This is a genomic window from Streptomyces sp. NPDC090025 (assembly GCF_044748125.1).
GTDB lineage: Bacteria > Actinomycetota > Actinomycetes > Streptomycetales > Streptomycetaceae > Streptomyces.
Map to the genome: position 1 here is coordinate 26,758 of NZ_JBIVFL010000009.1, position 25,435 is coordinate 52,192.

At 73.5% G+C, this 25,435-nt stretch carries 23 protein-coding genes, 1 other RNA gene and 1 pseudogene; 14 read left to right on the top strand and 11 right to left on the bottom strand.

Annotation, left to right across the window (positions count from 1 at the left end):
* Positions 1-34: 34 nt before the first annotated feature.
* The 3 genes from ACIPXM_RS20925 to ACIPXM_RS20935 all read right to left on the bottom strand — a co-directional run bounded on the left by ACIPXM_RS20925 (position 35) and on the right by ACIPXM_RS20935 (position 3,269).
* A complete protein-coding gene (locus tag ACIPXM_RS20925; protein ID WP_401657470.1) occupies positions 35-1,333 on the bottom strand; it encodes a glycosyltransferase 87 family protein in 1,299 nt (432 codons plus the stop codon).
* 39 nt (positions 1,334-1,372) lie between these two features.
* Entirely contained in the window at positions 1,373-2,209 is an 837-nt protein-coding gene (locus ACIPXM_RS20930; RefSeq protein WP_401657926.1) for an ABC transporter ATP-binding protein, read from the bottom strand.
* Positions 2,210-2,288: 79 nt separating this feature from the next.
* Positions 2,289-3,269, bottom strand: a complete 981-nt coding sequence (locus tag ACIPXM_RS20935) for an ABC transporter permease (RefSeq protein WP_401657472.1) — start codon at positions 3,267-3,269, stop codon at positions 2,289-2,291.
* Between the two features lie 125 nt (positions 3,270-3,394).
* Here ACIPXM_RS20935 and ACIPXM_RS20940 point away from each other — a divergent pair, with 125 nt between their 5' ends.
* Positions 3,395-4,075 (top strand): TetR/AcrR family transcriptional regulator, encoded by a 681-nt coding sequence (locus ACIPXM_RS20940; RefSeq protein ID WP_401657474.1) that lies wholly within the window; start codon positions 3,395-3,397, stop codon positions 4,073-4,075.
* A 38-nt stretch (positions 4,076-4,113) separates the two neighbouring features.
* Here the strand turns inward: ACIPXM_RS20940 and ACIPXM_RS20945 are convergent.
* Both ACIPXM_RS20945 and ACIPXM_RS20950 read right to left on the bottom strand, forming a co-directional pair.
* Positions 4,114-4,263 (bottom strand): annotated as a pseudogene (locus tag ACIPXM_RS20945) (carbohydrate ABC transporter permease); the annotation flags it as partial.
* Between the two features lie 82 nt (positions 4,264-4,345).
* On the bottom strand, positions 4,346-8,122 hold the full coding sequence (locus ACIPXM_RS20950) for an FtsK/SpoIIIE domain-containing protein (protein ID WP_401657476.1): 3,777 nt from the start codon (positions 8,120-8,122) through the stop codon (positions 4,346-4,348).
* Positions 8,123-8,621: 499 nt separating this feature from the next.
* Between ACIPXM_RS20950 and ACIPXM_RS20955 the strand changes: the two genes are divergently transcribed.
* The 6 genes from ACIPXM_RS20955 (at position 8,622) to ACIPXM_RS20980 (ending at position 15,881) form a co-directional block, all read left to right on the top strand.
* Entirely contained in the window at positions 8,622-10,436 is a 1,815-nt protein-coding gene (locus ACIPXM_RS20955) for a serine/threonine-protein kinase (RefSeq protein WP_401657478.1), read from the top strand.
* Between the two features lie 249 nt (positions 10,437-10,685).
* Positions 10,686-11,945, top strand: a complete 1,260-nt coding sequence (locus tag ACIPXM_RS20960) for a serine/threonine-protein kinase (protein ID WP_401657480.1) — start codon at positions 10,686-10,688, stop codon at positions 11,943-11,945.
* Between the two features lie 242 nt (positions 11,946-12,187).
* A complete protein-coding gene (gene prfB / locus ACIPXM_RS20965; RefSeq protein ID WP_401657482.1) occupies positions 12,188-13,297 on the top strand; it encodes a peptide chain release factor 2 in 1,110 nt (369 codons plus the stop codon).
* 264 nt (positions 13,298-13,561) lie between these two features.
* The gene (locus ACIPXM_RS20970) at positions 13,562-14,062 is read left to right on the top strand and encodes a hypothetical protein (protein ID WP_401657484.1); all 501 of its coding nucleotides are present in this window, start codon (positions 13,562-13,564) and stop codon (positions 14,060-14,062) included.
* A 113-nt stretch (positions 14,063-14,175) separates the two neighbouring features.
* Entirely contained in the window at positions 14,176-14,562 is a 387-nt protein-coding gene (locus ACIPXM_RS20975; protein ID WP_401657486.1) for a hypothetical protein, read from the top strand.
* Between the two features lie 308 nt (positions 14,563-14,870).
* Positions 14,871-15,881 carry a hypothetical protein gene (locus ACIPXM_RS20980; protein ID WP_401657488.1) on the top strand — a complete coding sequence of 337 codons (1,011 nt, stop codon included), beginning with the start codon at positions 14,871-14,873 and terminating at the stop codon, positions 15,879-15,881.
* Between the two features lie 157 nt (positions 15,882-16,038).
* On the opposite strand, the gene ACIPXM_RS20985 is transcribed toward ACIPXM_RS20980, so the two are convergent.
* Complete coding sequence (locus tag ACIPXM_RS20985) at positions 16,039-16,224, bottom strand: hypothetical protein (RefSeq protein WP_401657490.1); 186 nt, start codon at positions 16,222-16,224, stop codon at positions 16,039-16,041.
* 227 nt (positions 16,225-16,451) lie between these two features.
* On the opposite strand from ACIPXM_RS20985, the gene ftsE reads away from it, so the two are divergent.
* The 5 genes from ftsE to ssrA all read left to right on the top strand — a co-directional run bounded on the left by ftsE (position 16,452) and on the right by ssrA (position 20,541).
* Complete coding sequence (gene ftsE / locus ACIPXM_RS20990; protein WP_046910798.1) at positions 16,452-17,141, top strand: cell division ATP-binding protein FtsE; 690 nt, start codon at positions 16,452-16,454, stop codon at positions 17,139-17,141.
* A gap of 21 nt (positions 17,142-17,162) precedes the next feature.
* Positions 17,163-18,080: a permease-like cell division protein FtsX gene (gene ftsX / locus ACIPXM_RS20995; RefSeq protein ID WP_401657492.1), complete on the top strand. Its 918-nt coding sequence runs from the start codon at positions 17,163-17,165 to the stop codon at positions 18,078-18,080.
* Positions 18,081-18,159: 79 nt separating this feature from the next.
* Positions 18,160-19,482 (top strand): S41 family peptidase, encoded by a 1,323-nt coding sequence (locus ACIPXM_RS21000; protein WP_401657494.1) that lies wholly within the window; start codon positions 18,160-18,162, stop codon positions 19,480-19,482.
* A gap of 18 nt (positions 19,483-19,500) precedes the next feature.
* The gene (gene smpB, locus ACIPXM_RS21005; RefSeq protein WP_401657496.1) at positions 19,501-20,040 is read left to right on the top strand and encodes an SsrA-binding protein SmpB; all 540 of its coding nucleotides are present in this window, start codon (positions 19,501-19,503) and stop codon (positions 20,038-20,040) included.
* A 132-nt stretch (positions 20,041-20,172) separates the two neighbouring features.
* Positions 20,173-20,541: a transfer-messenger RNA gene (ssrA, locus tag ACIPXM_RS21010) on the top strand.
* 120 nt (positions 20,542-20,661) lie between these two features.
* On the opposite strand, the gene ACIPXM_RS21015 is transcribed toward ssrA, so the two are convergent.
* The 4 genes from ACIPXM_RS21015 to ACIPXM_RS21030 form a co-directional block, all read right to left on the bottom strand.
* On the bottom strand, positions 20,662-21,084 hold the full coding sequence (locus tag ACIPXM_RS21015; protein ID WP_401657928.1) for a type II toxin-antitoxin system VapC family toxin: 423 nt from the start codon (positions 21,082-21,084) through the stop codon (positions 20,662-20,664).
* 5 nt (positions 21,085-21,089) lie between these two features.
* Positions 21,090-21,320, bottom strand: coding sequence for a FitA-like ribbon-helix-helix domain-containing protein (locus ACIPXM_RS21020; protein WP_401657498.1), 231 nt, complete (start codon positions 21,318-21,320; stop codon positions 21,090-21,092).
* 297 nt (positions 21,321-21,617) lie between these two features.
* The gene (locus ACIPXM_RS21025) at positions 21,618-21,881 is read right to left on the bottom strand and encodes a Txe/YoeB family addiction module toxin (RefSeq protein ID WP_401657500.1); all 264 of its coding nucleotides are present in this window, start codon (positions 21,879-21,881) and stop codon (positions 21,618-21,620) included.
* Positions 21,878-22,153: a type II toxin-antitoxin system Phd/YefM family antitoxin gene (locus tag ACIPXM_RS21030; protein WP_401657502.1), complete on the bottom strand. Its 276-nt coding sequence runs from the start codon at positions 22,151-22,153 to the stop codon at positions 21,878-21,880. Before ACIPXM_RS21030 ends, ACIPXM_RS21025 begins: the two co-directional genes overlap by 4 nt.
* Before the next feature lie 308 nt (positions 22,154-22,461).
* On the opposite strand from ACIPXM_RS21030, the gene ACIPXM_RS21035 reads away from it, so the two are divergent.
* Positions 22,462-22,983, top strand: coding sequence for a hypothetical protein (locus ACIPXM_RS21035; protein ID WP_401657504.1), 522 nt, complete (start codon positions 22,462-22,464; stop codon positions 22,981-22,983).
* On the opposite strand, the gene ACIPXM_RS21040 is transcribed toward ACIPXM_RS21035, so the two are convergent.
* On the bottom strand, positions 22,980-24,293 hold the full coding sequence (locus ACIPXM_RS21040) for an MFS transporter (protein ID WP_401657506.1): 1,314 nt from the start codon (positions 24,291-24,293) through the stop codon (positions 22,980-22,982). The genes ACIPXM_RS21035 and ACIPXM_RS21040 overlap by 4 nt on opposite strands.
* Before the next feature lie 156 nt (positions 24,294-24,449).
* Between ACIPXM_RS21040 and ACIPXM_RS21045 the strand changes: the two genes are divergently transcribed.
* Complete coding sequence (locus tag ACIPXM_RS21045) at positions 24,450-25,412, top strand: LysR family transcriptional regulator (RefSeq protein WP_401657508.1); 963 nt, start codon at positions 24,450-24,452, stop codon at positions 25,410-25,412.
* Positions 25,413-25,435 lie beyond the last annotated feature (23 nt).

Here is a 25,435-nt window from a genome sequence, read left to right on the forward strand (position 1 = left end):
TCGTGTGCGTGAGGACCGTGGGGTCCGGGCCGGGCTACTCCTCCCGGGGCGCGGCGACGGTCGCCGTCCACAGGCGGCGGGCGGCGAGCAGCGCCGCCGCGAGCAGCAGCAGGTTGCGTGCCGTCAGGACGGCGAGGGCGGGCCAGGTGCCGGCCACCACGTCGTTGTAGAGGACGGGGTAGGTCAGCGCGCTCAGGGCGGCGGCGGGCAGCAGCAGCGCCGCGACCGGGCGCATCAGGGTGCGGCGCGAGGTGAGGCAGACGGCGGCCAGACCGAGCAGCCAGATCAGGTACTGCGGGCTGATCACCCGGCTGGTGACGGTGAACAGGAGCACGGCGGCGAGCGCCGCGTCCTGCGGGGTCGCCTCGGTCCAGCGGTGCGCCCTGATCCGCCAGAACACCAGCCAGATGAAGGCCACGGCGGTGAGCAGCAGGGCCAGGTGCCCGAGCGTGGAGACGTACGGTCCGACGTACTCGAAGGCGCCGTAGCGGAACTGGACCGAGCCGGACCAGCCGCCCGCCGCCTTCGCGAGGGCGAGCGCGGTGCCGCCGAGGGACTCGATCTGGACGCCCCGGTCGCCCTGCTGGCGCAGGAAGCCGAGGGGTGCGGCGAACAGCGCCGCGAGGACGGCGAGCAGGGCGGCGGCGGTGACGGCGGCGGCGGTCCACGCCTCCCGGGTGGTACGGCCCCGGGGCGTGCCGATCAGGGTGAGCGCGGGCCACACCTTCACCATCGCGCCGAGCCCGGCGAGCGCGCCGCCGAACCGGTGGGCGAGTCCGGAGCGGGACCGCAGGGCGAGCAGCGCGAGCACGGCGACGGCGGTGGTCTGCACGTCGTACCGGGCCAGCGGGATGTGCAGGAGCAGCGGCAGGCCGAGCGTCCAGTACCAGGCGCCGTGGGTCAGCCGGGCGCTGTCGGCGCGGGCCAGGGCGGCCGTGACGACGGCGTCCGCGACCAGCGCGAGCAGCACGAACGCCTGGAAGTAGGTGAGCCAGGGCAGTGCGCCGGGCGCCATGATGACGAGGCCCGCGCCGGGCGGGTACTGCCAGGTGACGTCGCCGGGCGGGAAGGTGCCCTGTGCGAACTGGCCGTACCAGTGCCGGTAGAGGACGTACACCTCGCTGGCCACGCCCCCGATGCCGAGGTTGTCGCGGACCAGCAGCACCAGCATGCCGGCCCGGGTGAGCAGCCAGACGGCGGCGAGGGCGAGCAGGGGGCCGCGGCCGACGGTCACGAAGGTGGCGGAGGTGAAGGTCTCCGACGCGAAGGGGGAGCGGGTGAGGGCGGGCGGCGCGGCCTGGGCGCGCGGGGGCGGGGGCGGAGGGGTGCTCACCCCTCCGCACTGTAGCCCGCTTTGTCCTATTTCTTGCTTCTATTTCTTCTTGGCCGTGGCGCCCGCGCCGGTGAACTCCTCGTACGCGGCCACCACCTCGTCCGCCGGGCCGTCCATCCGCAGCGTGCCCGACTCCAGCCACAGCGCCCGGTCGCAGGTCTCGGTGATGGTCGAGTTGGAGTGGCTGACCAGGAACACCGTGCCCGCCTCGGCGCGCAGTTCGTCGATCCGCCGCTGGCTGCGGCGCCGGAAGGCCGCGTCGCCGGTGGCCAGCGCCTCGTCGATGAGCAGCACGTCGTGGCTGCGGGCGGCGGCGATCGAGAAGCGCAGCCGGGCGCCCATGCCGGAGGAGTACGTGCGCATCGGCAGCGAGATGAAGTCGTCCTTCTCGTTGATGCCGGAGAACTCCACGATCCCGTCGTAGCGCTCGGCGACCTCGCGGCGGCTCATGCCCATCGCGAGCCCGCCGAGGACCACGTTCCGTTCGCCCGTCAGATCGCCCATCAGGGCCGCGTTGACGCCGAGCAGGGCCGGGGTGCCCTGGGTGAACATGGCCCCCTGGTTCACCGGCAGCAGACCGGCGACCGCCTTCAGGAGCGTCGATTTGCCCGAGCCGTTCGAACCGATCAGACCGATCGCCTCGCCCCGGTAGGCGGCGAAGCTGACGCCCTTGACCGCGTGCACCTTGCGGGCCCCGGGGGAGCCGCGCCGGGACACCAGCCGGCTCAGCGCCGAGGTCGCGCTGCCCTTGCCGCCGCGGCCGCCCTGCACGGTGTACGTGACGTGGACGTCGTCGGCGACGACGGTGGGGGTACGTTCCGGGGCCCGCCCGGCGACAGCGGGGGAGGCGGTGAGGGCGGCGGCCTGGGCGGGCACGGGGGCCCGCAGGTCGAGGGCGCCGGGGGAGCCGGGGGCGCGGGTGCCCTGGGTGTCCGCGCTTCGTCCGACGGTCTGCTCAGCCACGGCCGTAGACCTCCTCCGCCTTCCAGAAGTAGATGAAGCCGCCCGCGAAGGTCAGCACGGCCCACCCGGCCGCCAGCGCCCACACGTGCGGCGGCAGCTGCGCCGCCGTGAAGCTCTCGACGAGCGCGAAGCGCATCAGGTCGATGTAGACGGCGGCGGGGTTGGCCTGGAGCAGCAGGATCACCGCGTGCGGCAGGTCGCGGCCGTGGGTGAGGTGGGCGATCGACCACATGACACCGGAGGCGTACATCCAGGTGCGCAGCACGAACGGCATCAGCTGCGAGACGTCCGGCATCCGGGCCGCGAGCCGGGCCATGACCAGCGCGAGACCGGTGCTGAACAGCGCCTGCAGGATCAGCGCGGGGATCGCCAGCAGCCAGCTCGGGCGCGGGAACTCGCCGAAGCAGAGCAGGATCCCCACCAGCGCGGCGAGCGAGAAGACCAGCTGCTGGAGCTGTTGCAGCGCGAGGGCGATCGGCAGGCTGGCGCGCGGGAAGTGCAGCGCCCTGACCAGACCCAGGTTCCCGCTGATGGCGCGGGTGCCGGTCATGATCGTCTGCGAGGTGAAGGTCCACACGAAGACGCCGGTGATCAGGAACGGCACATAGTCCGGGATGCCCCGCTGGACGTCCATCAGGATGCCGAAGATCACGTAGTAGACGCCCGCGTTGAGCAGCGGGGTCATCACCTGCCAGATCTGGCCGAGCTTCGCCTGGCTGTACTGGGCGGTGAGCTTGGCCGTGGCGAAGGCCGTGATGAAGTCGCGCCGGGACCACAGCTGGCGCACGTACGCAGGCAGGGAGGGGCGCGCGCCGCTCACGGTCAGGCCGTGGCGCTGGGCGAGCGCGCGCAGCTCGGCGGAGCTGAGCGCGGCCGGAGCGCTGGGCGTACCGGATGCGTCAGGCGCGCCGGATGCGCCGGGCGGGGCCTCGGCGGTGGGGGGCGCCGGGGTGGCGAGGGTCTGGGGGGTCACGAGCACCGCTTTCGATGGAACGGGTCCGTATCGTCGCTACCGGGAGAGTAGGACGCCCGTACGTCGGAACGCAACCGTGTCGTCGTAACGCCCCTGGTCCGTCACCGCTGGTTAAGATCCTGTGCATGACGACACCTTCGGCACGTCCGGGCAGCTCGGGATCGTCGGCGAGCGGCGCGGGAGCGGCGGGAGCGGCGGCACGGTCCGGAGCCCCGGGCACCCCCCGGCGCGCCCCCGCGGGCGCCGCCGTGCTCCGGGAGGACGTCACCGAGGCCATCCGGGCCGCCGTCTTCGAGGAACTGGCGTCCGTCGGCTACGCCCGGATGTCCATCGAGGGCATCGCGCGCCGCGCCGGGGTCGGCAAGACCGCGGTCTACCGGCGCTGGAAGTCCAAGCTCTCGCTCGTCGTCGACCTGGTGGGCGCCTTCGCCGTCCAGGGCCTGCCCGCCCCCGACACCGGCACGCTGCACGGCGACGTCCGCGCGCTGCTCGCCGTCGCCTCGCACGCCCTGCGCCACCCGGTGGCCTCGCAGGTCATCCCGGACCTGCTCGTCGAGGCCGCCCGGCACCCGGAGATCGCGGACACCCTGAAGGCGGCCCTGCTCGACCCGCAGCAGGGCCTCGTCGCCCAGGTGGTCCGCGCCGCCGTCGAGCGCGGCGAGCTGCCGACGGGCGCCGACCCCGACCGGGCCCTCGACCTCATCGTCGGCCCGCTGTACTGGCGGCTCGTGGTGGTGCGCACCGAGCCGCCGAAGAAGTACCTGGACGATCTGGCCCGGTCGGCGGTGGCCGCGCTCAAGGCGTGAGCGGGCGGCTCGCCGTACGCCCGCCCGCCCCTACGGGGTCACTTCACCGCGCCCGCCATCACCCCGCTGACGAACTGCCGCTGGAAGGCGAAGAAGACCAGCAGCGGGATCACCATCGACACGAACGCGCCGGGCGCGAGCACGTCGACGTTGTTGCCGAACTGCCGGACCTGCTGCTGGAGCGCCAGCACGTTGGCGTCGTCCTGCGCCGAGCCCGGCGCGATGATGACGTGCCGTCAGGGCCTGGGGCGGGCCGCGGGCGAGGCCGCCTCAGGCGGGGGTCGGCGACACCAGCGGCGGCACCGGGGTGGCCTCCACCGACCGCGCGGCCCGGTCCAGCGCACTGGCGAGCAGCGCCAGGTCCGTCGGCCCGTTGCCCAGCTCGCGCACCGGACGACGAGCGGGCGGATCGCCCATCCGCTCCCACTCCAGCGGCACCACGGTGGGCCGCAGCGTCGCCGTGCGCGGGATCCGCCCGGTGATCCGCCCGGTCTGGAACGGCGTCACCCGGCCGTCCGGATGCCCGAGCCGCCCCCGGCCCGGCTGCGGCTGATCCGGCCCGCCCGGCGCCACCGGCGGCGCGTCGAGCACGATCCGCAGCCGCGCCCCGTGCGCCAGCTCGGTGTCCGCCGTGCGGTCGGGCCGCGCCGAGGTCACCACCAGATGCACCCCGAGCCGGGCCCCGGTGCGCGCGATCATCTCCAGGGCGCGCACCACCGAACCGGCCGCCGGCCGGCCCGGCGCGCCGAGCGCGGGCGCCACCAGCGCGTCGAAGTCGTCCACGAGCACCACCAGACGCGGCAGCGCGCCCGCGCCCTCGGCGGCCGGCCCGTTGCGCACCGGGTCGGTACGGCTGCTCGGCCGGTCGGCAAGGAGATCCGCGCCGGGCGGCGGCGTCGGGTGGTTCGGGTGGTACGCCGAGGTGTCGGCGTGCTGGTCGTACACCTCGCGCGGCGCCGACCGGTGGGTCCGGCCGCTCACCGTGTCCCCCAGCGGCAGCGCCCCGGTGCGGTGGGTGCGCCCGCTCGGGGTGTCGCCGACGCTGCCGTCGGCCGCCGCGCGCAGCGTCCGCCCGCTGGGCCGGTCGCCCAGCAGGTCCGAGCCCGGCGGCGGAGTGCGCTCCCCGTACGGGTCGCCGTACCGCTCCCGCTCCCCGTACCGGTCGCCCTGCCGGTCCCGGTCGGGCGAACTCGGGCGGGGCAGCCGGGCGCTCGGGGTGTCGCCGAGCGCGCCGTCCTGGGTGACCCGCACCGTACGGCCGCTGGGCCGGTCGCCCAGCAGATCGGAACCCGGCGGCGGGGTGCGCTCGCTCAGCACCCCGGGGCCGCCAGGACCACCCGGGCCCGGGCCCATCCCCGTACCGGAAGCCATCCCCGTACCGGAGCCCATGCAGGTTCCGGCACCGGAACCGGAGCCCGCGCGGGCGTCCGGGATGCGGGCCGAGCCGCGCGGGCCCGGCGGCACCGACTCGGCGGCGCTCGCCGCGCGCTGGCCGACCAGCCGGGCCGACCGGCGGTCGGCGAAGTGGGTGTCGCCGAGCAGCTCGGCGCGGCGCTTCAGCTCGGCGCCGAGGGCCTGCGCGAACTCCCGCATCCGCACCGGGTCGGAGGCCACCAGATGCTCGGTCACGTGCGGCAGCTCCGTACAGGCCGCGAGGCCCTCGCCGCGCTCACCGCCCGCACCGTCCACCAGGAGCAGCCCGAGCCGGTCCGGGCGGCCCCCGGCGGCCAGCGAGGCGGCGACCGAGCGGAGCAGCTCGGTGCGGCCGCTGCCCGCCGGGCCCTCGATCAACAGATGCGGGCCCTCCTGCGTCAGGTCCACGGCGACCGGGCCGCGCGGGCCCGCGCCGAGGACCACCGTGCCGTCGTCGGCCGACGCCCAGCGGGCCATCAGGGACGCGGGGGTGGCCCTGGCCAGGCCCAGCTCGTCGAGCAGCCGGGCCGACGGGGGCAGCGCGGCGGCGGTCCTGCTCCGCCCGGCGCCCGCCGCCGTCTCGGTGCGCAGCGGGGCGAGTGCCCGGCCGAACCGCTCCGCCCAGGCCACCGACACCGCGTCCACCACACCGACCGTGCCGTGCCCGGCGGCCCGGCCGCCGGCCGTCCGCAGCAGCCGCAGCGCGGTCGCCACGTCACCGCTGAGCAGCGCCGCCGCCCCACACTCGCGGAACGCGAGGGAGGCCGCGCAGGCCGCCTCGTAGGTCGCGGCGACCGGCGACGCCGGGGAGGCGGCGGGCGCCTCGGCCAGACAGACCAGATGGATCCCGGCGGCGGAGCCCGCCCCGGCGAGCCGCGCCACCGTTTCGCGCAGCGCCGCCGAACCCGGGTCGCCGTCCACGACGACCACGGTCGACGGCCCCTGATGGCGGGCGGCGGTCTCGGCGACCAGCTCCCGGTCGGCGCTGGCCCAGCCGGGCCCGAGCGGGCTCTCGTCGAGCCGCCGGGTGAGCTCGGTCAGCCGGGCCTGTGCCTGGTCCCGGTCGTAGGCGAGCAGCAGCCGGCAGTCCTGGCCGTGCGCCGGGCGGGTGTGCGGCAGCCAGCCGAGCCAACCCCAGGCGCGCCGCCGCTCCTCGACCGGGCGGGCCCGGTCGGCGCAGACCAGCACGATCTCCAGGTCGCCCGGCGGGTGCAGGGCGGCGAGCTGGGCGATCACCGAGCGGGCCAGACCGGCGAGCCGGGGCGCGGGTCCGGCCAGGCCGAGCGAGCCCGCCTCGCGCAGCGCGACGGTGACCGGCACCCCGGAAAGATCGGCGCGGTCGGTGGTGCCGAGCCGGACCACCAGGGCCTCGGGATGGCCGGGGCCGCGCTCCCACAGCCGGGGGCCCGGGCCGAGGGCGGTGAGCAGCACCGCGGCCGGGTCGGGCCAGCTGTCGGGCGGGACGGCGGCGCCCTGCGGGCCGCTCTGCGGGGCGCCGCCCGCGAAGGCGGGCACCGGGGCCACCCCGTACTCCCCGTCCCGCGGCTCCTCCCGGCCGCCCGCGAGCCGCCGGGCCCAGGCGCCGAGCCCGCGCCTGCGGGCCTGCCGGGTCCTGCTGTGCGATTCCAGCTCGCCGCCCGGGTCGCCGTCCTCGGGATCGAACTCCCCCGCGCGCGCGTGCGCCGGGTGAACCGGGTGCGCCGGGTCCTCGCGGCCGGTGGCGCCGCCGGGAGCGAGCGCGGCGCCCGCGCCGTGGGTCGCGCCCTGGGGACCCGTACCGCCGGGGTGGAAGTCGGGAGGGGAACCAGGGTGGGAATCAGGGTGGGAACCGGGGTGGGACGACGGTGAACCGTACGGGGCGGGGTGCGGGTGCGGGGTCCCGTACGGGGCACCCGGGGCGGTGCCGTACGGGACCGGGCCGCCGGGAGCCGTCCCGTCCCGGCCGTCGGTCGGCCCCTGGCCCGGTCCGGCGCCGGGGGTGTCCACCCGCAGATGGCCCTCGCCGTCCGGGGCCGTCGGGACGGTGGCGGCGCGGCCCTCGGTCCCGGCGGTGAGCCGCAGCGCGGACTCGCCGACCCGGAGCAGACCGCCGGACGGGAGCCGGACCGGCTGCGCGCCGACCGCGGCGCCGTCGACGCTCGTGCCGTTCGTGGAGCCCTGGTCGGTGACCGTGACGCGGCCGTCGGGGCCGACGGTCACCGTGCAGTGGGCGCGCGAGACGTCCGGATCGTCCAGCGGCACGTCGGCGTCGACGGAACGGCCGATTCTGATCGCTCCGCCGTGCAGCAGATGGACCCCGCCCGCGTCGGGTCCCGCGACCACATGGAGCCGGGCCGGGGCGTCCTCCCCTATGACGTCGGCCGCGCTGTCCGGTCCTGGCGTCTGGAGGGCCAGCACGGCGCCGTCGACCAGCGGGGGCAGCCCGAGCAGACAGCGACGGGCGTCGAGCCGCTCACCACCCGAATAGAGCACCGTGGTGCCGGAGGAAGAGGTGTCGGGCCCCGAGACGGCGGCGGCGAGCGAGGAGGCCACGGCGGCCAGCTCGGTGCCCGCGGGGGCGGTGACGAGCACGTCGCAGGCGCGGCCCGCGCCGTGGCCGGCGTGCGGCGCGAGGACGGTCAGCCGGATCTGCATCGCCGTCAGCGGTCCCTTCTGCGCGGGGTGCCCGGCAGGGGGTCCGACCTGGTGCTTCCCCCCACCCGGCACGGACGCGTCGTCCGGTACAGGTCGGCACGGCGGCGGGGGCTCCCGGCCCCGACTCGACGTGCTGTACGCATCCTCGCACCTGCCGCTGACAACCCGCCCCCGGGTCGTCCAGAAGTGATCTTGTTCGGTCGTCGATCGACGCTATTTCGCCTGGTTGCGTACGTCTCGCTGCGCTTCCGGCAACCTCACGGCCGCTCCCGGCGTCTGTCTTTCGGACAGGTCCGACGGCAGCGGCGCCTCGGCGACCCGTGGGAATCCGCCCGCCCGCGCCCGCTCGATGACTCGTTCGGCGGCACTAAAGTGGGTCGGACACCCGGACGGGTCACAGAACAACAGGACACACCCCGTACCCCTTCGGGTCGCGGCCCCCCTCGGACCCCCCGGGCGGGCCCGGGGTCAGGACCACGATCAGCAGGGAGCGCGTGACGTGCGGCCTATCGGCAGCAAGTACCTGCTCGAGGAGCCGCTCGGCCGCGGCGCCACGGGCACCGTCTGGCGAGCCCGCCAGCGCGAGACGGCCGGCGCCGAGGCGGCGGTGGCGGGCCAGCCCGGCGAGACGGTCGCGATCAAGGTCCTCAAGGAGGAGCTCGCCAACGACGCGGACATCGTGATGCGCTTCCTGCGCGAGCGGTCCGTGCTCCTGCGGCTCACCCACCCCAACATCGTGCGCACCCGCGACCTGGTCGTGGAGGGTGACGTCCTCGCCCTGGTCATGGACCTCGTCGACGGCCCCGACCTGCACCGCTACATCCGCGAGAACGGCCCGCTCACCCCGGTCGCCGCCGCCCTGCTCACCGCGCAGATCGCCGACGCGCTGGCCGCCAGCCACACCGACGGCGTGGTCCACCGCGACCTCAAGCCCGCGAACGTGCTGCTCGCCACCCAGGACGGCGGCATGCACCCGATGCTGACCGACTTCGGCATCGCGCGCCTCGCCGACTCCCCGGGCCTCACCCGCACCCACGAATTCGTCGGCACGCCCGCGTACGTGGCGCCGGAGTCCGCCGAGGGCCGCCCGCAGACCTCCGCCGTCGACATCTACGGCGCCGGCATCCTCCTCTACGAGCTGGTCACCGGCCGCCCGCCGTTCGCCGGCGGCACCGCACTCGAAGTCCTGCACCGCCACCTCAGCGAGGAGCCGCGCCGCCCCTCCACCGTGCCGGGCCCGCTGTGGACGGTGATCGAGCGCTGCCTGCGCAAGAACCCCGACGAGCGGCCCAGCGCCGAGAGCCTGGCCCGCGGACTGCGCGTGGTCGCCGCCGGGATCGGCGTGCACGCCACCCCCGCCCAGATCGAGGCCGCCGACGGCGTCGGCGCGCTGCTCGCGCCCGACCCGGCGCCCGCGCCGGTGCCCGACACCCCGGGCGTCGACCCGGCCGGTGCCACCCAGGTGCTGCCCAGCACCTCCGCGTACGACCCGGCCGCGGCGACCAGCGTGCTGCCGACCGGCGGCCCGATGGCCGGAATGGCGGGCCTGGGCGGCTTCGACGGCACGGACGGCAGGAGCGGTGGCCCGGCCGGCGCCGCCGACCCGACCGCCGTGCTCCCCGCGACCGCTCCGGGCGCCGCCGATCCGACCGCCGTCATGCCCCCGGTGCCGCAGGACCCGCCGGGCCCGCGGCCGGAGGACCCGCACCCCTGGCAGAGCCAGCTCGGCGCGCTCCGCGACCGCAACGAGCAGACCCAGGTGCAGTACCTCGACCCGAGCGAGGACCCGCTCCGCCGCCGTCCGCAGCGCCGCCCCCAGCCGTCGCAGCCGCAGCAGCCCCCGCAGGGGTACGCACAGGGCCCGGGTCCGGGCTACGGCCAGGGGCAGGGGCAGGGCCAGGGCCGGCAGCAGGGGTACGGCCAGCAGCCGCCCCCGTACCAGCAGCCCCAGCAGTACGCCCCGCAGCCGCAGCAGCAGCAGTACGCGCCCCAGCCGCAGCGCCAGCAGTACACGCCGCCGCAGGCCCCGCCGCCCGCACCGGCCCCGGCTCCGGTGCCGCGCGAGCCGCGTCCGCCGCGCCAGCGCGGCGCCAACCCGATGCGCATCCCCGGCCTCGGCTGCCTGAAGGGCTGCCTGTTCACGATCGTGCTGTTCGTGGTCGCGGGCTGGCTGATCTGGGAGCTCACCCCGCTCCAGGACTGGGTCGCGCAGGGCAAGGGCTACTGGGAGGCGATCGGCGACGCGATCACCTCGGTCAGCGACTGGGTCTCGTCGCTCGGCGACAGCGCGGGCGGCGGCGGCACGACTCCGTAGTCCGGCCCGGGTGGTCGGGCTACGTGGTCGGACTGCGTGGTCGGACTGTGTGGTCCGGGCTCGGCCGGCCGTGTGTCCGGCGCCGTGATCCGGCTCCTTCAGGGGCGCCGCTACGGCCCCTGAAGGCCCTCGACGGCACCCGTTCTGTCGCTATGTCGACTTCCGAGGGGTGATTTCCCCTCGGAAGTGCCGGTCGACGCCCTCGGACGCGTAGCTTTGACGCGAACCGCAGCCGCTGAGGGAGCAGTCTTGGCACGGAATATCGGCAGCCGCTACACGGCCCACCAGATCCTCGGGCGGGGCAGCGCCGGCACGGTGTGGCTCGGCGAGGGCCCCGAGGGCCCCGTCGCCATCAAGCTGCTGCGCGAGGACCTCGCCTCCGACCAGGAGCTCGTCGGCCGTTTCGTCCAGGAGCGCACCGCGCTGCTCGGACTCGACCACCCGCACGTCGTCGCCGTCCGCGACCTCGTCGTCGACGGCAACGACCTCGCGCTCGTCATGGACCTCGTGCGCGGCACCGACCTGCGCACCCGCCTCGACCGCGAGCGCAGGCTCGCCCCCGAGGCGGCCGTCGCGATCATCGCCGACGTCGCCGACGGCCTCGCCGCCGCCCACAAGGCCGGGGTGGTGCACCGGGACGTCAAGCCCGAGAACATCCTGCTCGACATGGAGGGCCCGCTCGGCCCCGGCGGCGCCCACCCGGCGCTGCTCACCGACTTCGGCGTCGCCAAGCTGATCGACACCCCCGGCCGCACCAAGGCCACCCGGATCATCGGCACCCCCGACTACCTCGCGCCCGAGATCGTCGAGGGCCTCCCGCCGCGCGCCGCCGTCGACATCTACGCGCTCGCGACCGTCCTGTACGAGCTGCTCGCCGGGTTCACCCCGTTCGGCGGCGGCCACTCCGGCGCCGTGCTGCGCCGCCACGTCACCGAGACCGTCGTCCCGCTCCCCGGCATCCCCGAGGAGCTGTGGCAGCTGATCGTGCAGTGCCTCGCCAAGGCCCCGGCCTCCCGGCTGCGGGCCTCGGAGCTCGGCACCCGGCTGCGGGACGTACTGCCGATGCTCAAGGGCATCCCGCCGCTCGACGTCGACGAGCCGGACGCGGACCCGGCGGCGGAACCGGGGTACGAGGAGGACCCGTACGCCACCGGCGCGGGCGCCGGTGCGGGCGCCGACGGCGGGGAACCGGCGCCGCGCCGGGCCGCCGTGCCGCTGGTGCCGGGCGCCTCGACCGACTCCAACCGCGACACCCACACCTCCATGCGCGTGCCGGGCCCCGACGAGCTCTCCGGCGGCCCGCTCGGCACCGCCCGGGCTCCCCGCCCGGCGGGCGCCCGCCGCCCCGGCTCGGCCCGCCACAAGGCCGATTCCGCGCGCAAGCGCCGGATCGCCCTGACCGTGGCGGCCTTGACCGTGGCGGGCGCGCTGGGCGTCGGCGGCTACCTGGCGGTGGCGGGCGGCGAGGACGCGCCGCCGCAGGACACCAAGCAGTCGCAGACCCCCTAGGGCCTGTCTGACAATTCCCGTCGGGTCCGGCCCGCCCGGCACGCTCGCCGTACGGCCGAAACGCCCAAGTAGCTCCGCTACAAGGGCGCCCCGGCCGCACGCCGATCGCACGCACCGAACGACCCGGCCTGATCCGACGCGAATTGTCAGACAGGCCCTAGGCAGGGCTCCGGGACTGGTCCGGGGCGGTTCGGGGGCGGCTCAGGGTCCGGGTGCTTGCCCCGAGCCGTTACGCTGGACGCGTGGCAGTCGTCGATGTATCCGAAGAGCTGAAGTCCCTCTCCTCGACCATGGGGTCGATCGAGGCCGTCCTGGACCTCGACAAGCTGAGGGCAGACATCGCCGTGCTCGAAGAGCAGGCCGCGGCCCCGTCCCTGTGGGACGACCCGGAGGCGGCGCAGAAGATCACCAGCAAGCTTTCGCACCTCCAGGCCGAGGTCCGCAAGGCCGAGACGCTGCGTGGCCGCATCGACGACCTCGCGGTCCTGTTCGAGCTGGCCGAGGAGATGGACGACCCGGACACCCGGGCCGAGGCCGAGACCGAGCTCGTCTCCGTGCGCAAGGCGCTCGACGAGATGGAGGTCCGCACCCTCCTCTCCGGCGAGTACGACGAGCGCGAGGCCCTGGTCAACATCCGCGCCGAGGCGGGCGGCGTCGACGCCTCCGACTTCGCGGAGCGCCTGCAGCGCATGTACCTGCGCTGGGCCGAGCGCCACGGCTACTCCACGGAGATCTACGAGACCTCGTACGCGGAAGAGGCCGGCATCAAGTCGACCACCTTCGTGGTCAAGGCCCCCTACGCCTACGGCACCCTCTCGGTCGAGCAGGGCACCCACCGCCTGGTGCGCATCTCGCCCTTCGACAACCAGGGCCGCCGCCAGACCTCCTTCGCGGGCGTCGAGATCCTTCCGGTCGTCGAGTCCTCCGACCACGTCGACATCGACGAGTCGGAGCTCCGCATCGACGTCTACCGCGCGTCGGGCCCCGGCGGCCAGGGCGTCAACACCACCGACTCGGCGGTGCGGATCACCCACCTCCCGACCGGCATCGTGGTCTCCTGCCAGAACGAGCGCTCCCAGATCCAGAACAAGGCGAGCGCCATGAACGTCCTCCAGGCCAAGCTCCTGGAGCGCCAGCGCCAGGAGGAGCGCGCCAAGATGGACGCCCTCAAGGGCGACGGCGGCAGCTCCTGGGGCAACCAGATGCGCTCCTACGTCCTCCACCCGTACCAGATGGTCAAGGACCTCCGTACGGAGTTCGAGGTGGGCAACCCGACCTCGGTCCTGGACGGCGACATCGACGGCTTCCTGGAGGCGGGCATCCGCTGGCGCAAGCAGCAGGAACAGGCGTAACCGCCCGCCGCACCCGCCTCACCACGGGCCCCGCTCAGCACCACGGAGCGGGGCCCGTCGGCGTTCCCGTACTCCCGCACGTACCCCCGCCGGTACCTGACGGAGTGTCGGCCTCCGGGTTGCCGGGGGACCGCCGTGCGGCCACAGTGCGGGCCGCTCGCCGACCGGGGAGCGGGGGGAGGGGGCGCGGTGCGAATGGTGCGACGACGAAGAGACGGCGGTTCCGGCGGATCGGGGTGGCAGCGGATCGCGCGGCGTCGGCGCGTGGCCTGGCCGGTTCTCGCCCTGGCTGGGACCCTGCTGCTGTCCGCCTGCGTGCTGGGCCCGGCCCCCGACCCGCCGGACTTCGGCTACCGCATGCGGGGCGACACGCTGGTCGTTGCGGCGCCCCGGTGCGCCTCGGAGACGGTCACCAGTGCTCTTGTCTCAGTGTGGGTCGGTGAGGACGGGCAGAGGGACGGCTTCGACATCTTGTGGAGCGCGCGGGGGCTCCGGATGGAGGAGGCGAGGGAAGGGGTCTTCCCGGTGGCCGGGCCCGGGGCGGCGGCGAGCTACGCCGATGTGGACAAGCCGCTCTCGGGCGAGCTGCCCCAGGAGTTCTTCGTCGAGGTCCAGTTCGCCGGTGCGGGTTCGGCCGACCGCGACGGCACGGTCGACCTGCGGAAGCTGCGCGGGGCGCGGCTCGGGGAGGGTGAGTTCATGACGTGGACCGGGGCGGTTCTGACGCGCGAGCAGATCGACGCGCAGCTGAAGTGCCGCCGGTGAGGGGGCGGGTGGTGCCCGGGGTGGTGCTGGTGCCGGCGCTGCTGGGGGTGGGGACGGGGTGTTCGCCCGCTCCGCAGGGGGTGATCGCGGTGGAGCGGGATGGGGCGGCAGGGGTGCGTCTGCTGTTCTCGCGGTGCGCCGGATACACGGTGGACTCGGTCAGCATCGTCGCGGACGTGTCGGAACGGCCCCTGAAGGCATGGTCCGTCAACGGGTACCGGGTGCGGCCTCCGGTGGACTCGGTCAGACTGTTCGACACCCCAAGGGGGTGGCGCGAGGACGAGAGGTCTCTCACCGCTCTGAGCGAGGGTGTTCCGTACGAGGCTCGGAGCATGGGCACGGTGGACCACCGGGCGCTCAACGGGCAGATCCGCTTCACCGTTGGCCAGGTCCGCGAGCTCGAAAGGGACGACGTACTCGTCTCCGACGGCGGCGACAAGACCAAGGTGATGGACCGTTCCGACTTTCTGGCCGCCGGATCGGAGTGCGGCCTCGGGTGACTTCGCGGGCGCAAGCGGCCCGGGAACGACTCTGGCGCTTTGTCGACACACGAACTAGCGCAGCCGAGGCGGGAGTTCCGGGTTTACGTCACAGTTGCATCGCCGTATGACGGGCAAATCGTGATCTTTCGGGCATCGCAGACGCAACGGCCTTGACGTGTTATCGGAAAGTCGCAAGGGTGGCACGCGGCATGCGTTTTCCTGGGGCGCGTGTGAACGGGGGCAGTCCAGCGAGTGTGACGCCCTCCGGTTCCGGAGCCCCGAGCGCGGCCCTACAGACGATTTGAGCTACTGGGGGTAGCAGCCAGATGACCAAGAAGACGCGGGTCCGCGTCGCGCGGATCGCTGCCGGTGCCGTGATCGCGGCCGGCGCCTCGCTGACCGTCGCGGGCGCCGCTCAGGCCGTGAGCGGCGAAGACATCACCGTGGCCAACCAGAGTGTCGACGCCAACCTCGGCGGCAACTCGGACGGCGGGAGCGACGACGGCGGCCAGGGCGACCCGGGCGGCGTCGACGGCGGAGGCACCTCCGAGGGGACCACCGAGGGCACCTCGACCGGTACGTCCACGGGCACGTCGACCGGTACCTCGACCGGTACGTCCACCGGCACCTCCGAGGGCACGTCCACGGGCACCTCGACGGGTACGTCCACGGGCACCTCGACCGGCACCTCCGAGGGGACCTCCACGGGCACCTCGACGGGTACGTCCACCGGTACGTCGACGGGCACCTCGACCGGTACGTCCACCGGCACCTCCGAGGGCACGTCCACGGGTACCTCGACGGGCACGTCGACGGGTACGTCCACCGGTACGTCCACGGGCACCTCGACCGGCACGTCCACCGGCACGTCCACCGGCACGTCGACCGGTACCTCCACCGGTACGTCCACGGGCACCTCGACGGGCACCTCGACCGGTACCTCGACGGGCACGTCCACCGGCACCTCGACCGGCCAGAACGGCGGCAACCACAACGGGGGCAGCCAGAACGGCGGCCAGACCGACAACGGTGGCACCGGCAACTCCGACAGCGGCAACACCAACGGTGGCTCCTCCACCGACGGTGGTTCCGCCACCGACGGTGGCGCCGGCACCTGCACCGTCGACCTCGACGGCGCCGAGTGCGTCGACAACAAGCCCGGCACCAACAACGCGGGCTCGCAGCCGGTCGAGCAGGGCAAGGCCAAGGAGGAGCTGGCCGAGACCGGTGCCGCCGAGACCACGTTCCTGGTCATCGGGGCCGCGACCATGATCGCCGGTGGTATCGGGTTCCGCTTCCTGCCGCGTCTCGTCGGTGGCGGTCGTACCGTCGCCTAAGCACGGGCCGAGCGCGACAGAAAGGGCCGGGGACGCCGTACGGGCGTTCCCGGCCCTTTCCCATGGCCGTATGAGCTGTGGATGGCCTCGCGCGGCCGGGACGGCTTCTCGCGGGCCCCTGGCGGCCCTGCGGCCGCCGGGAGGCTCCGGCGGGGGCTCAGACGCCCCGCACCGCCACCAGCAGTGCCGTCGCCGCCACCAGGGCGATCACCAGGGTCAGCAGCATCGCGGGCGTCAGCCCCGTCGGCTGGGGCAGTCGCTCGCGGTTCGCGCGGCAGACGGGGCAGCGGCCCTCCGCGACGGGGGCCGCGCAGTTGGCGCACACCAGTCGGTCATAGGTCATGCGCTCTCCTCCTCCCGCACAAGGGGTCCGTATCAGGACAACGCTCGGCACGGTCCGCGCGTTCCCCTCACCACTGTGCCAGCTCCCGGGGTTTTCGGCGCGCCCCGCGCACATCAGGGCGGAAGGACGAAAAGGATAAAGCACGCAAGCCAGGAGCGCGACTGCACGGGCCATCCCGACTCGCGTATGGTCACGCACACCTACTCCCGGCCGACCGTGGTGCATTCGTGATCCGATTCGACAACGTCTCCAAGTCCTATCCGAAGCAGAACCGCCCCGCGCTCCGGGATGTCTCCCTGGAGATCGAGAAGGGGGAGTTCGTCTTCCTCGTCGGTTCCTCAGGCTCCGGAAAGTCGACCTTCCTGCGGCTGATCCTGCGCGAGGAGCGCACCAGCCAGGGGCAGGTGCACGTCCTGGGCAAGGACCTCGCCCGGCTGTCCAACTGGAAGGTGCCGCACATGCGGCGCCAGCTGGGGACGGTCTTCCAGGACTTCCGGCTGCTGCCCAACAAGACCGTCGCCGAGAACGTGGCCTTCGCCCAGGAGGTCATCGGCAAGCCGCGCGGCGAGATCCGCAAGGCCGTCCCCCAGGTGCTCGACCTGGTCGGCCTCGGCGGCAAGGAGGACCGCATGCCGGGCGAGCTGTCCGGCGGTGAGCAGCAGCGCGTCGCCATCGCGCGGGCCTTCGTCAACCGCCCGATGCTGCTGATCGCCGACGAGCCCACCGGCAACCTCGACCCGCAGACCTCCGTCGGCATCATGAAGCTGCTCGACCGGATCAACAGGACAGGGACCACCGTCGTCATGGCGACCCACGACCAGAACATCGTCGACCAGATGCGCAAGCGCGTCATCGAGCTGGAGAAGGGCCGCCTCGTCCGTGACCAGGCGCGCGGCGTCTACGGCTACCAGCACTGAGCCAGTAGGGGAAACAGACACATGCGCGCCCAGTTCGTGTTGTCCGAGATCGGGGTCGGTCTCCGGCGCAACCTGACGATGACGTTCGCCGTCATCGTCTCCGTGGCCCTGTCGCTGGCCCTGTTCGGCGGTGCCCTGCTCATGCGCGAGCAGGTCAGCACCATGAAGGACTACTGGTACGACAAGGTCAACGTCTCCATCTTCCTCTGCAACAAGAGTGACGGCGCCAACTCCGCCAAGTGCGCCAAGGGTGCCGTCACCGCCCAGCAGAAGGAGCAGATCGAGGCCGATCTGAAGAAGATGGACATCGTCGAGTCCGTCCACCGCGAGACGGCCGACGAGGCGTACAAGCACTACAAGGAGCAGTACGGCGACACGGCCATCGCGTCCGTCGTCACCCCGGACCAGATGCAGGAGTCGTTCCGGGTCAAGCTGAAGGACCCGGAGAAGTACAAGGTGGTCGCCACCGCCTTCGCCGGGCGGGACGGCGTCGAGTCGGTCCAGGACCAGCGCAACATCCTGCAGAACCTCTTCGACCTGATGAACGGCATGAACATCGCCGCCCTCGGAGTCATGGGTCTGATGCTGGTGATCGCGCTGATGCTGATCGTGAACACCGTCCGGGTGTCCGCGTTCAGCCGCCGCCGCGAGACCGGCATCATGCGGCTGGTCGGCGCGACCAACTTCTACATCCAGATGCCGTTCATCGCGGAGGCCGCGTTCGCCGGACTCCTCGGCGGCGGCGTCGCCTGCGTGATGCTGATCGTCGGCCGGTACTTCCTGATCGACCACGGCATCGCGCTCGCCGACAAGATGCAGCTGGTCAACTTCATCGGCTGGGACGCCGTCCTCGCCAAGCTGCCGCTGGTGCTCGCCATCGGTCTGCTGATGCCTGCTCTCGCCGCCTTCATAGCGCTGCGCAAGTACCTGAAGGTGTGACGGTTCACTCGTGAGACGCGGATGGCGTCGTACGGCCAACGCCCGTACGGCGCCATTCGCTTGTCCTAGAGTGGGCGCCATGCGTGCCGGCAGCGGCCCCGAGTTCTGTCGCGGGCCCCGCGGAATCCTCCGTGGGGCCGCTTTGACGTTGGTCTTCGCCGGGGTCCTCGGCACCGCCGCCGCCACCGGCACGCTGCCCCGCCAGGACGACCCCCGCGGGTCCGCCGTACGGGGCCGGGGCATCCCGTACGAGGGCGAGCGCAGCGCCGCCGACCCACGTACCGCCGCCGACCCGCGCGCCCGGGGCGGTGACCGGGCGGACGCGCTCGAAGAGGCCGACGGGGCCGGTGGGACCGACGCCGCCGGGCTCGGCGAGCGGGCCGGGGCCACCGTCGACCGCGGCGCCCTCGCCCGCGCCGCCGCCGACGCCATCGCCGACGGCAAGTCCCCCGCGACCGCCGCAGAGGAGTTCGTCAGCCGCAGCGGCGACCGCTGGGGCGCCGTCTACGACAGACGGGAGTACGCCGAGTTCGAGCGGTCCCTCGGCGGCGCCTACACCGGCGTCGGCCTGTCCGCCCGCCGCGCCGCCCCCGACCGGGTCGAGATCAGCCGGGTCGCCCCCGGCGGCCCCGCCGCCCGCGCCGGACTGCGCCCCGGCGACCGGCTCACCGCCGTCGACGGCCGCCCGGTCACCGGCCGCTCCGTGGCCGAGGTCGTCGCGCTGCTGCGCGGCGACGGCGTCCCCGGCAGCACCGTCGCCGTCGGCGTCCAGCGCGGCCGCGCCGCCTGGACCGAGCGGCTGCGCCGGGCCAGGCTCGCCGTCGACCCGGTCGCCGTCCGCCGCCTCGACGACGGCACCCTGGTCATCCGGGTCACCGCCTTCACCAAGGGCACCGGCGAGCGGGTCCGCCGGGCCGTGCGCACCGCGCCCGCCCGCGCCGGGGTCCTGCTCGACCTGCGCGGCAACTCCGGCGGACTGCTCACCGAGGCCGCCACCGCCGCCTCCGCCTTCCTGGACGGCGGCCTGGTCGCCACGTACGACGTCGAAGGCACCCAGCACGCGGTGTACGCGCAGGGCGGCGGCGACACCGAGCGGCCGCTGGTCGCCCTCGTCGACGGCGGCACCATGAGCGCGGCCGAGCTGCTGACCGGCGCCCTGAAGGACCGCGGCCGGGCGGTCACCGTCGGGTCCCGCACCTTCGGCAAGGGTTCGGTGCAGATGCCGAGCACGCTGCCGGGCGGCGCGGTCGCCGAGCTGACCGTCGGCCACTACCGCACGCCGGCCGGGCACGAGGTCGACGGTCATGGCATCACCCCGGACGTCACGGTGGGCGACACCACGGGAGATCGGGCCGAGGCGCGGGCCCGCACGGTATTGAGTGGCCTCGGAGGGGGCTCCTAGTGCGAAAATGACCGCACTATGGCTAAGGGACTCGTGAATGTGCAGGGCAAGCCTGCGAAGAAGAGCGCGGACAAGGGGCCTGAGCGCAAGCTCATCGCGCAGAACAAGAAGGCGCGGCACGACTACCACATCCTCGACACGTACGAGTGCGGTGTGGTCCTCATGGGCACCGAGGTGAAGTCGCTGCGGATGGGCCGGGCGTCGCTGGTCGACGGCTTCGTCCAGATCGACGGCCACGAGGCGTGGCTGCACAACATCCATGTGCCCGAGTACACGCAGGGCAGCTGGACCAACCACTCGGCGAAGCGGAAGCGCAAGCTGCTGCTGCACCGGGCGGAGATCGACAAGCTGGAGCAGAAGGCGTCGGAGACCGGTCACACGATCGTGCCGCTGGCGCTGTACTTCCTGGGCAGCCGGGTGAAGTGCGAGATCGCGCTCGCCAAGGGCAAGAAGGAGTACGACAAGCGCCAGACGCTCCGTGAGCAGCAGGACACCCGTGAGGCGAGCCGCGCGATCTCGGCGGCGCGGCGGCGGCAGCGGGCCGCGAAGCTGGCCTGAGCGGCGCGCCCGCACGGGCGTGCGCCCGGGGCCTCCGGGTGAACGCGGGGAATACGCTGGCGAGCGTGCGCGCTGGTCACGTACGATGGGGCCTGCACCTCACAGAGGGTGCATGGTTTGAAAAATCAACATGGGGATGATCGGTTTCGACAGCGGATGTCGAAGCAGGGGAAGCGTGTCGAGGAAGCGGCAATGATCTCGTTAACCACGCGCCGAAACCTATAATCGCCAACACCAAGCGCGATTCCTTCGCCCTCGCTGCCTAAGTAGCGACTTGCGAAGTGTCAGCCCGGGGCTGTTCCCGACCCGGATCCTGGCATCATCCAGGGGACTAAACCTTGATCCCGGTCACGGGGTGAAGAGGGAAATCAAACAGTGACTGAGCCCGTTCCGGACTTGTCTGGGTGATCCGGAGGGCTGAGAAACGCGTACCAGACTGCACACGGAGAAGCCCTGATTCCGCACCGTTGGACGCGGGTTCGATTCCCGCCATCTCCACTCATCCCATGTGGGCGAAGGCCCCCTGACCTGCGAAAACTTCGCGAGGTTGGGGGGCCTTCGTCATGTGGGAGCACGGCGGGAGCACCACCCTTCAGGGAGTGCGTCGGATGCGTGGGTGCGTCAGGTGCCCGGGTGTGGGGGCTGGTCACCGTTGGCCGTGATGACCTCGATCCCGCAACGCGGCTTCTGAACGCCTCGTTCGATGCGAGCGTCCGCCGTCAGCAGGGGGACGCCCAGTGCCTCGGCGAGAGCGACGTATGTGGCGTCGTAGGCGGAGAGGTTGGCGTACAGCTTTCGGATCCGGGGGAGCAGCGGGCCCGTCTCGTGCCGCTGTACGCGCAGCCCCTGGTAGGTCTTGAAGTGCTCGTCGAGGCTCGTGGGGTCGATTTTGGCGCCGCGGGCCATGCCCAGGAGGGCGGACGCGACCTCCGTGTCCAGGAGGTAGGGAGCGGCGAGAGTGTCTTCCTCGCCGATGCGCCGGCGGGCGGCGGCGCCACGGGAGCCCCTGTCCGTCAGGAACAGGACCAGGGCGGACGAGTCCACGACGATCAACGGCTCGCCCTGCCTGCGTCGATGGTGTCGAGGACGTCCTGGATGTCGATGTCCTCCGTGGCATAGCGCTCGGCGCGCTCGGCCATTTCGCCGAGCGTGGGCTGGGTGGCGTCTCTGGTGACGAGGCTGAGCAGGTAGCTCTGGAGGGACTGTCCGGCCTCAGCGGCGCGGACCTTTATGCGGCGGGCGATGTCGTCGGGGACTTCCCGGATCGTGAATGCAGTCATGACTGCATTTTATCGTCGATGCAGTCAGTTTGCAGTCGCTCGATAAGGGTGCGTCCGGTGCTCCCGGCGGGAGCACCAGGGGGTGCTGGATCCTGATGGATCGTGCCGCTTGGTGTCGTCCTGTGCGGTTGGCCTGCGGGAATATCGCCCTGGCCTACTGTCCGTAGGGCTTGTGGGCGGGTTCGATTCCCGCCCTCTCCACTCATCCCATGTGGGCGAAGGCCCGGTGGTCGTCACGACGACTGCCGGGCCTTCGTCATGTCCGGACTTCGGAGCCCGCGTTCTGCCGGCCGTCGGTCAGTCCGTGTAGTGGTGTCGGGCCTGGAGGATCTTCACTTCCTTGTCGTCCGCCCGGTAGACGAGCCGGTGCTCGTCGTCGATCCGCCGCGACCAGTACCCCGACAGATCGCCCTTCAACGGCTCGGGCTTGCCGATGCCGGTGAAGGGCGTGCGCTGGATCTCCCCGATCAGCCGGGTGATCCGACGGGCCGCCTTGCGGTCGGAGGCGAGCCAGAAGAGGAAGTCCTCCCAGGCCGCGGGGTCGAAGTGGACCCTCCTCACTCCTCGCCCCCGGCCAGCTCACGGAGCTCGTCGAGGGTCCTCGGGACCTCGACGGCGCCTGCCCTGTCCCGGCCCACGGCCTCCATCAGGCGCCGCGCGTTGGCGGGGGAGCGCAGCAGGTAGATCGTCTCCTGCCAGGAGTCGTAGTCATCGGCGGACATCAGCACGGCATCCCCGGCCTTGGAGCTGATCCGGACCGGCATGTGATCGTCGTTGACCCGCTTGATCAAGGGGAAGAGATTCTGACGGGCTTCGCTGGCGCTTATGGTCACGAGTTCCACTCCTTCGGTCGGGCCGATGGCAGGTCCGGCGTCAGACCCAGTGCGTCGTGGCTGACGGTACGACTTTACGGTACGACTTTACGGTACGGAGGTGGTACGGGAAACGCGTACCGTATTGCTGGGAGTGCGCACCGCCCTCGGGCTCTCGTCCCGTTCCCGTCCTGGTCGAAGGCCCCTACGGATCGGGGCTCCGTGAGGCCGATCGGCCTGGGTGTGTTCATGACCAACGACTCTCCGTAGCCTGTGGCCGTTCACGCCACTGCCCGGGGAGAACCCGGCACGAAGAAGAAGAGGGCCGGGTGTCCCCGATAGCCTCCCGCACCGCCGCCTCCCGCACCACTGCGCGGGGGCGGGTCGCCGCCGCCGTCGCCGCCGCCATCGTCCTGTCGCTCGGGCTCAGCGCCTGCGACGGCGGGAAGGGGACGAGCGCCGCGCCGGTCGCCACGACCGCCTCCGCGACTGCGACCGCGACCGTGACCGCCACGCCGTCGAGCGCGACGCCCACCCCCACCCCGACGCCCACGCCGACCCCCAGCGCCACCACGGCCGCCCCCACCAAGGCCGCGACGAAGGCCCCCGCCCCCACCCGGACCGCGAAGCGCCCGGCCGCGCCCACCACCAAGGCGCCCGCCCCGCGGCCCGCGCCCACCCGGGCCGCCGCGAGCAAGGGCACCACCTGCGAGATCGTGTCGAACGCGGGCAACTGCTACGACGCCGGCCAGTTCTGCCGCAAGGCCGACCTCGGCAGGTCCACGCACGCCGAGAACGGCCGGATCATCCACTGCCGCAAGGACGGCAGCCGCAACCGCTGGAACTACTAGGAGGGTGTCCGGACCGTCGTCGCCGTCCGCCGGCCCGTCGCCGTGCTCAGCAGCAGGGCGAGCGCCGCCGCGGCGACCGGGACCAGGTAGCCGTACACCGGCGTCGGGGCGTGCTCGGCGAGGCGGCCGCCGGTCGCCGAGCCGAGTGCGATGCCCGCGAGGAGCGCCGTGACCGCCAGCGTCATGCCCTCGTTGAGCTGCGCCGCCGGGGTCAGTCGCTGCACCAGGCCCATCCCGGTGACCATCGCCGGCGCCGTCGCCATGCCCGCGAGCAGCAGCCCGGCGGCCAGCGCGAGCAGCGAGCCGGTGAGGGCGGCGGCAAGGAGCGGCAGCGACATCAGGGCGGTCATCGCCGCAAGGCAGACGCCCAGCGGAGCGGTCCTGCGCACCCGGCCGTAGAGCAGACCGGCCGCGCAGGAGCCCGCCGCCTGCAGGGCGAGGACCGGACCGGCCGGCGGCCCGTCCACGTACGCGAGGGTGACGATCTCCATCGCGCCGAACACTGCGCCGGTGGCCAGGAACACCGCGAGCAGCGCGGGCATCCCCGGCGTCCGCAGCGGCGAGCCCGCCCTCGTGCGGGGGGCGACCGGCGGCTCGGTGCGGCGCTGCGCCGCGAACACCAGCATCCCGGTCAGGAACAGCACGGCGGCCACGAGCGTGCCCGCCTCCGGGAACAGCGACGAGCAGAGCACGGCGGCGAGCGCCGGGCCGAGCATGAAGCACAGTTCGTCCGCCGCCTGCTCGAACGCGTTGGCGGTGTGCAGGGCGGCCGGTCCGTCCGGCGCGTCCTTGAGCAGGTGCGCCCAGCGGGCCCGGGACATCCCGCCGGTGTTGGGCAGCGTGGCGCCCAGCACGGCCGCCGCGAACAGCGTCCAGACCGGTGCCCGGCCGTGCGCGCAGAGCAGCAGCGCCAGCTGCCAGAGCACCGCCCACACGGTGGCGGGCACCGCGATCCTGGCCTGGCCGTGCCGGTCGACCAGCCGGGCGAGCAGCGGCGCGACGACCGCGCCCACCGCGAGCCCGGCCGCGCTGACGGCACCGGCGAGCGCGTAGGAGCCGTACGCCCCGGCGATCATCATCACGGCGCTGACGCTGAACATGGCCATCGGCAGCCGGGCCAGCAGATTGCCCACGGTGAACGCGCGGGCGCCGGGCACCGCGAAAAGCCGGAGGTAGGGGTTGCGGGGGACGGCGACGGCGACGGCGACGGCGACGGGGCCGGGGCCGGGGCCGGTGGGGTACGGGCGCGGGCGCCGGGCGGCCGGCTCGCGGTAGCGCGGGGCCAGCGCCGGACCGGTCGGCGTGAACACCAGGCCAGGGGAGGGGAGTTGGTGAGGTCCGCGAGTGTCGGGAGCGGCGAGCGAGGAATCGAAGGGCGGCATGGATCAAGGTTCCGTCGGCCCGCCCCCGCCGGTCCAACACCTGTCCGGTGGCGATTGACGCACTCCGGTTGTTAAATGCGGTGGGTGGCCCGCCCGAACGATCTCGACCCCCGCCTCCTCCGCGCCTTCGTCGCCGTCGCCGAGGAACTGCACTTCACCCGCGCCGCCGGCCGGCTCTTCGTCGCCCAGCAGGCCCTCAGCCGGGACATCCGGCGGCTCGAACGCGAGCTCGGCGCCGAGCTGTTCGTCCGCAGCACCCGCCAGGTCACGCTCACCCCGGACGGCGAGCGGCTGCTCCCGTACGCGCACGCCGTGCTCACCGCCCACGACACGCTCACCGAGGCGTTCGCGGGCGGGCCGCGCCCGCTCCTCGTCGACCTCAACAGCGCGGGCCTCAGCCACGGCCGGGTGCTCGACCGGGCCCGCGCGCTCGCCCCCGACCTCGAACTCATGGCCCGCTTCGAGAGCGGACTCACCGGCGCCGCCCGGGACATCCTGGCCGGCCGGCTCGACGCCTCCTTCGGCCGGTACGGCGGGCTCGCGCCCGCGCTGCGGGCCGGACTCCAGGCGCAGTTCGTCCGGTACGAGCCGATGGCCGTGCTGCTGCCCGAGGGCGACCCGCTGAGCGGGCTCGCCGAGGTGCCGCTGGCCGCGCTCGCCGGCCGGCAGGTCTACGCGGGCGCCGGGAACGACCGTACGCCCGAGTGGACCGACCTGGCCGTCCGGCTGTTCGCCGGGCGCGGCATCACCGTGGCGCCGCCCGCGCCGCTGGTCGTCGGCAAGGAGGAGTTCCGGCGGGTGATGGCCAAGTCGCCGACCCCGGTGCTCGCCGTCGTCGACTTCCCCGCCATGCCGGGCAGCGTCCTCAGGCCGCTCGTCGACCCCGTACCGCTGTCACCGATGAGTCTGGTGTGGCGCAAGGGGCTGCGGCACCCCGGTCTCGACGCGCTCCGCCGGGCCGCCGCCGAACTGGCCGCCGAGGAGGGCTGGCTGGTCCGGCCGCCCGGGTCCTGGCTGCCGGAGGACGAACTGCTCGGCGGCGCGTAGCGGCTCCCGTGCCCTTGTCCGGT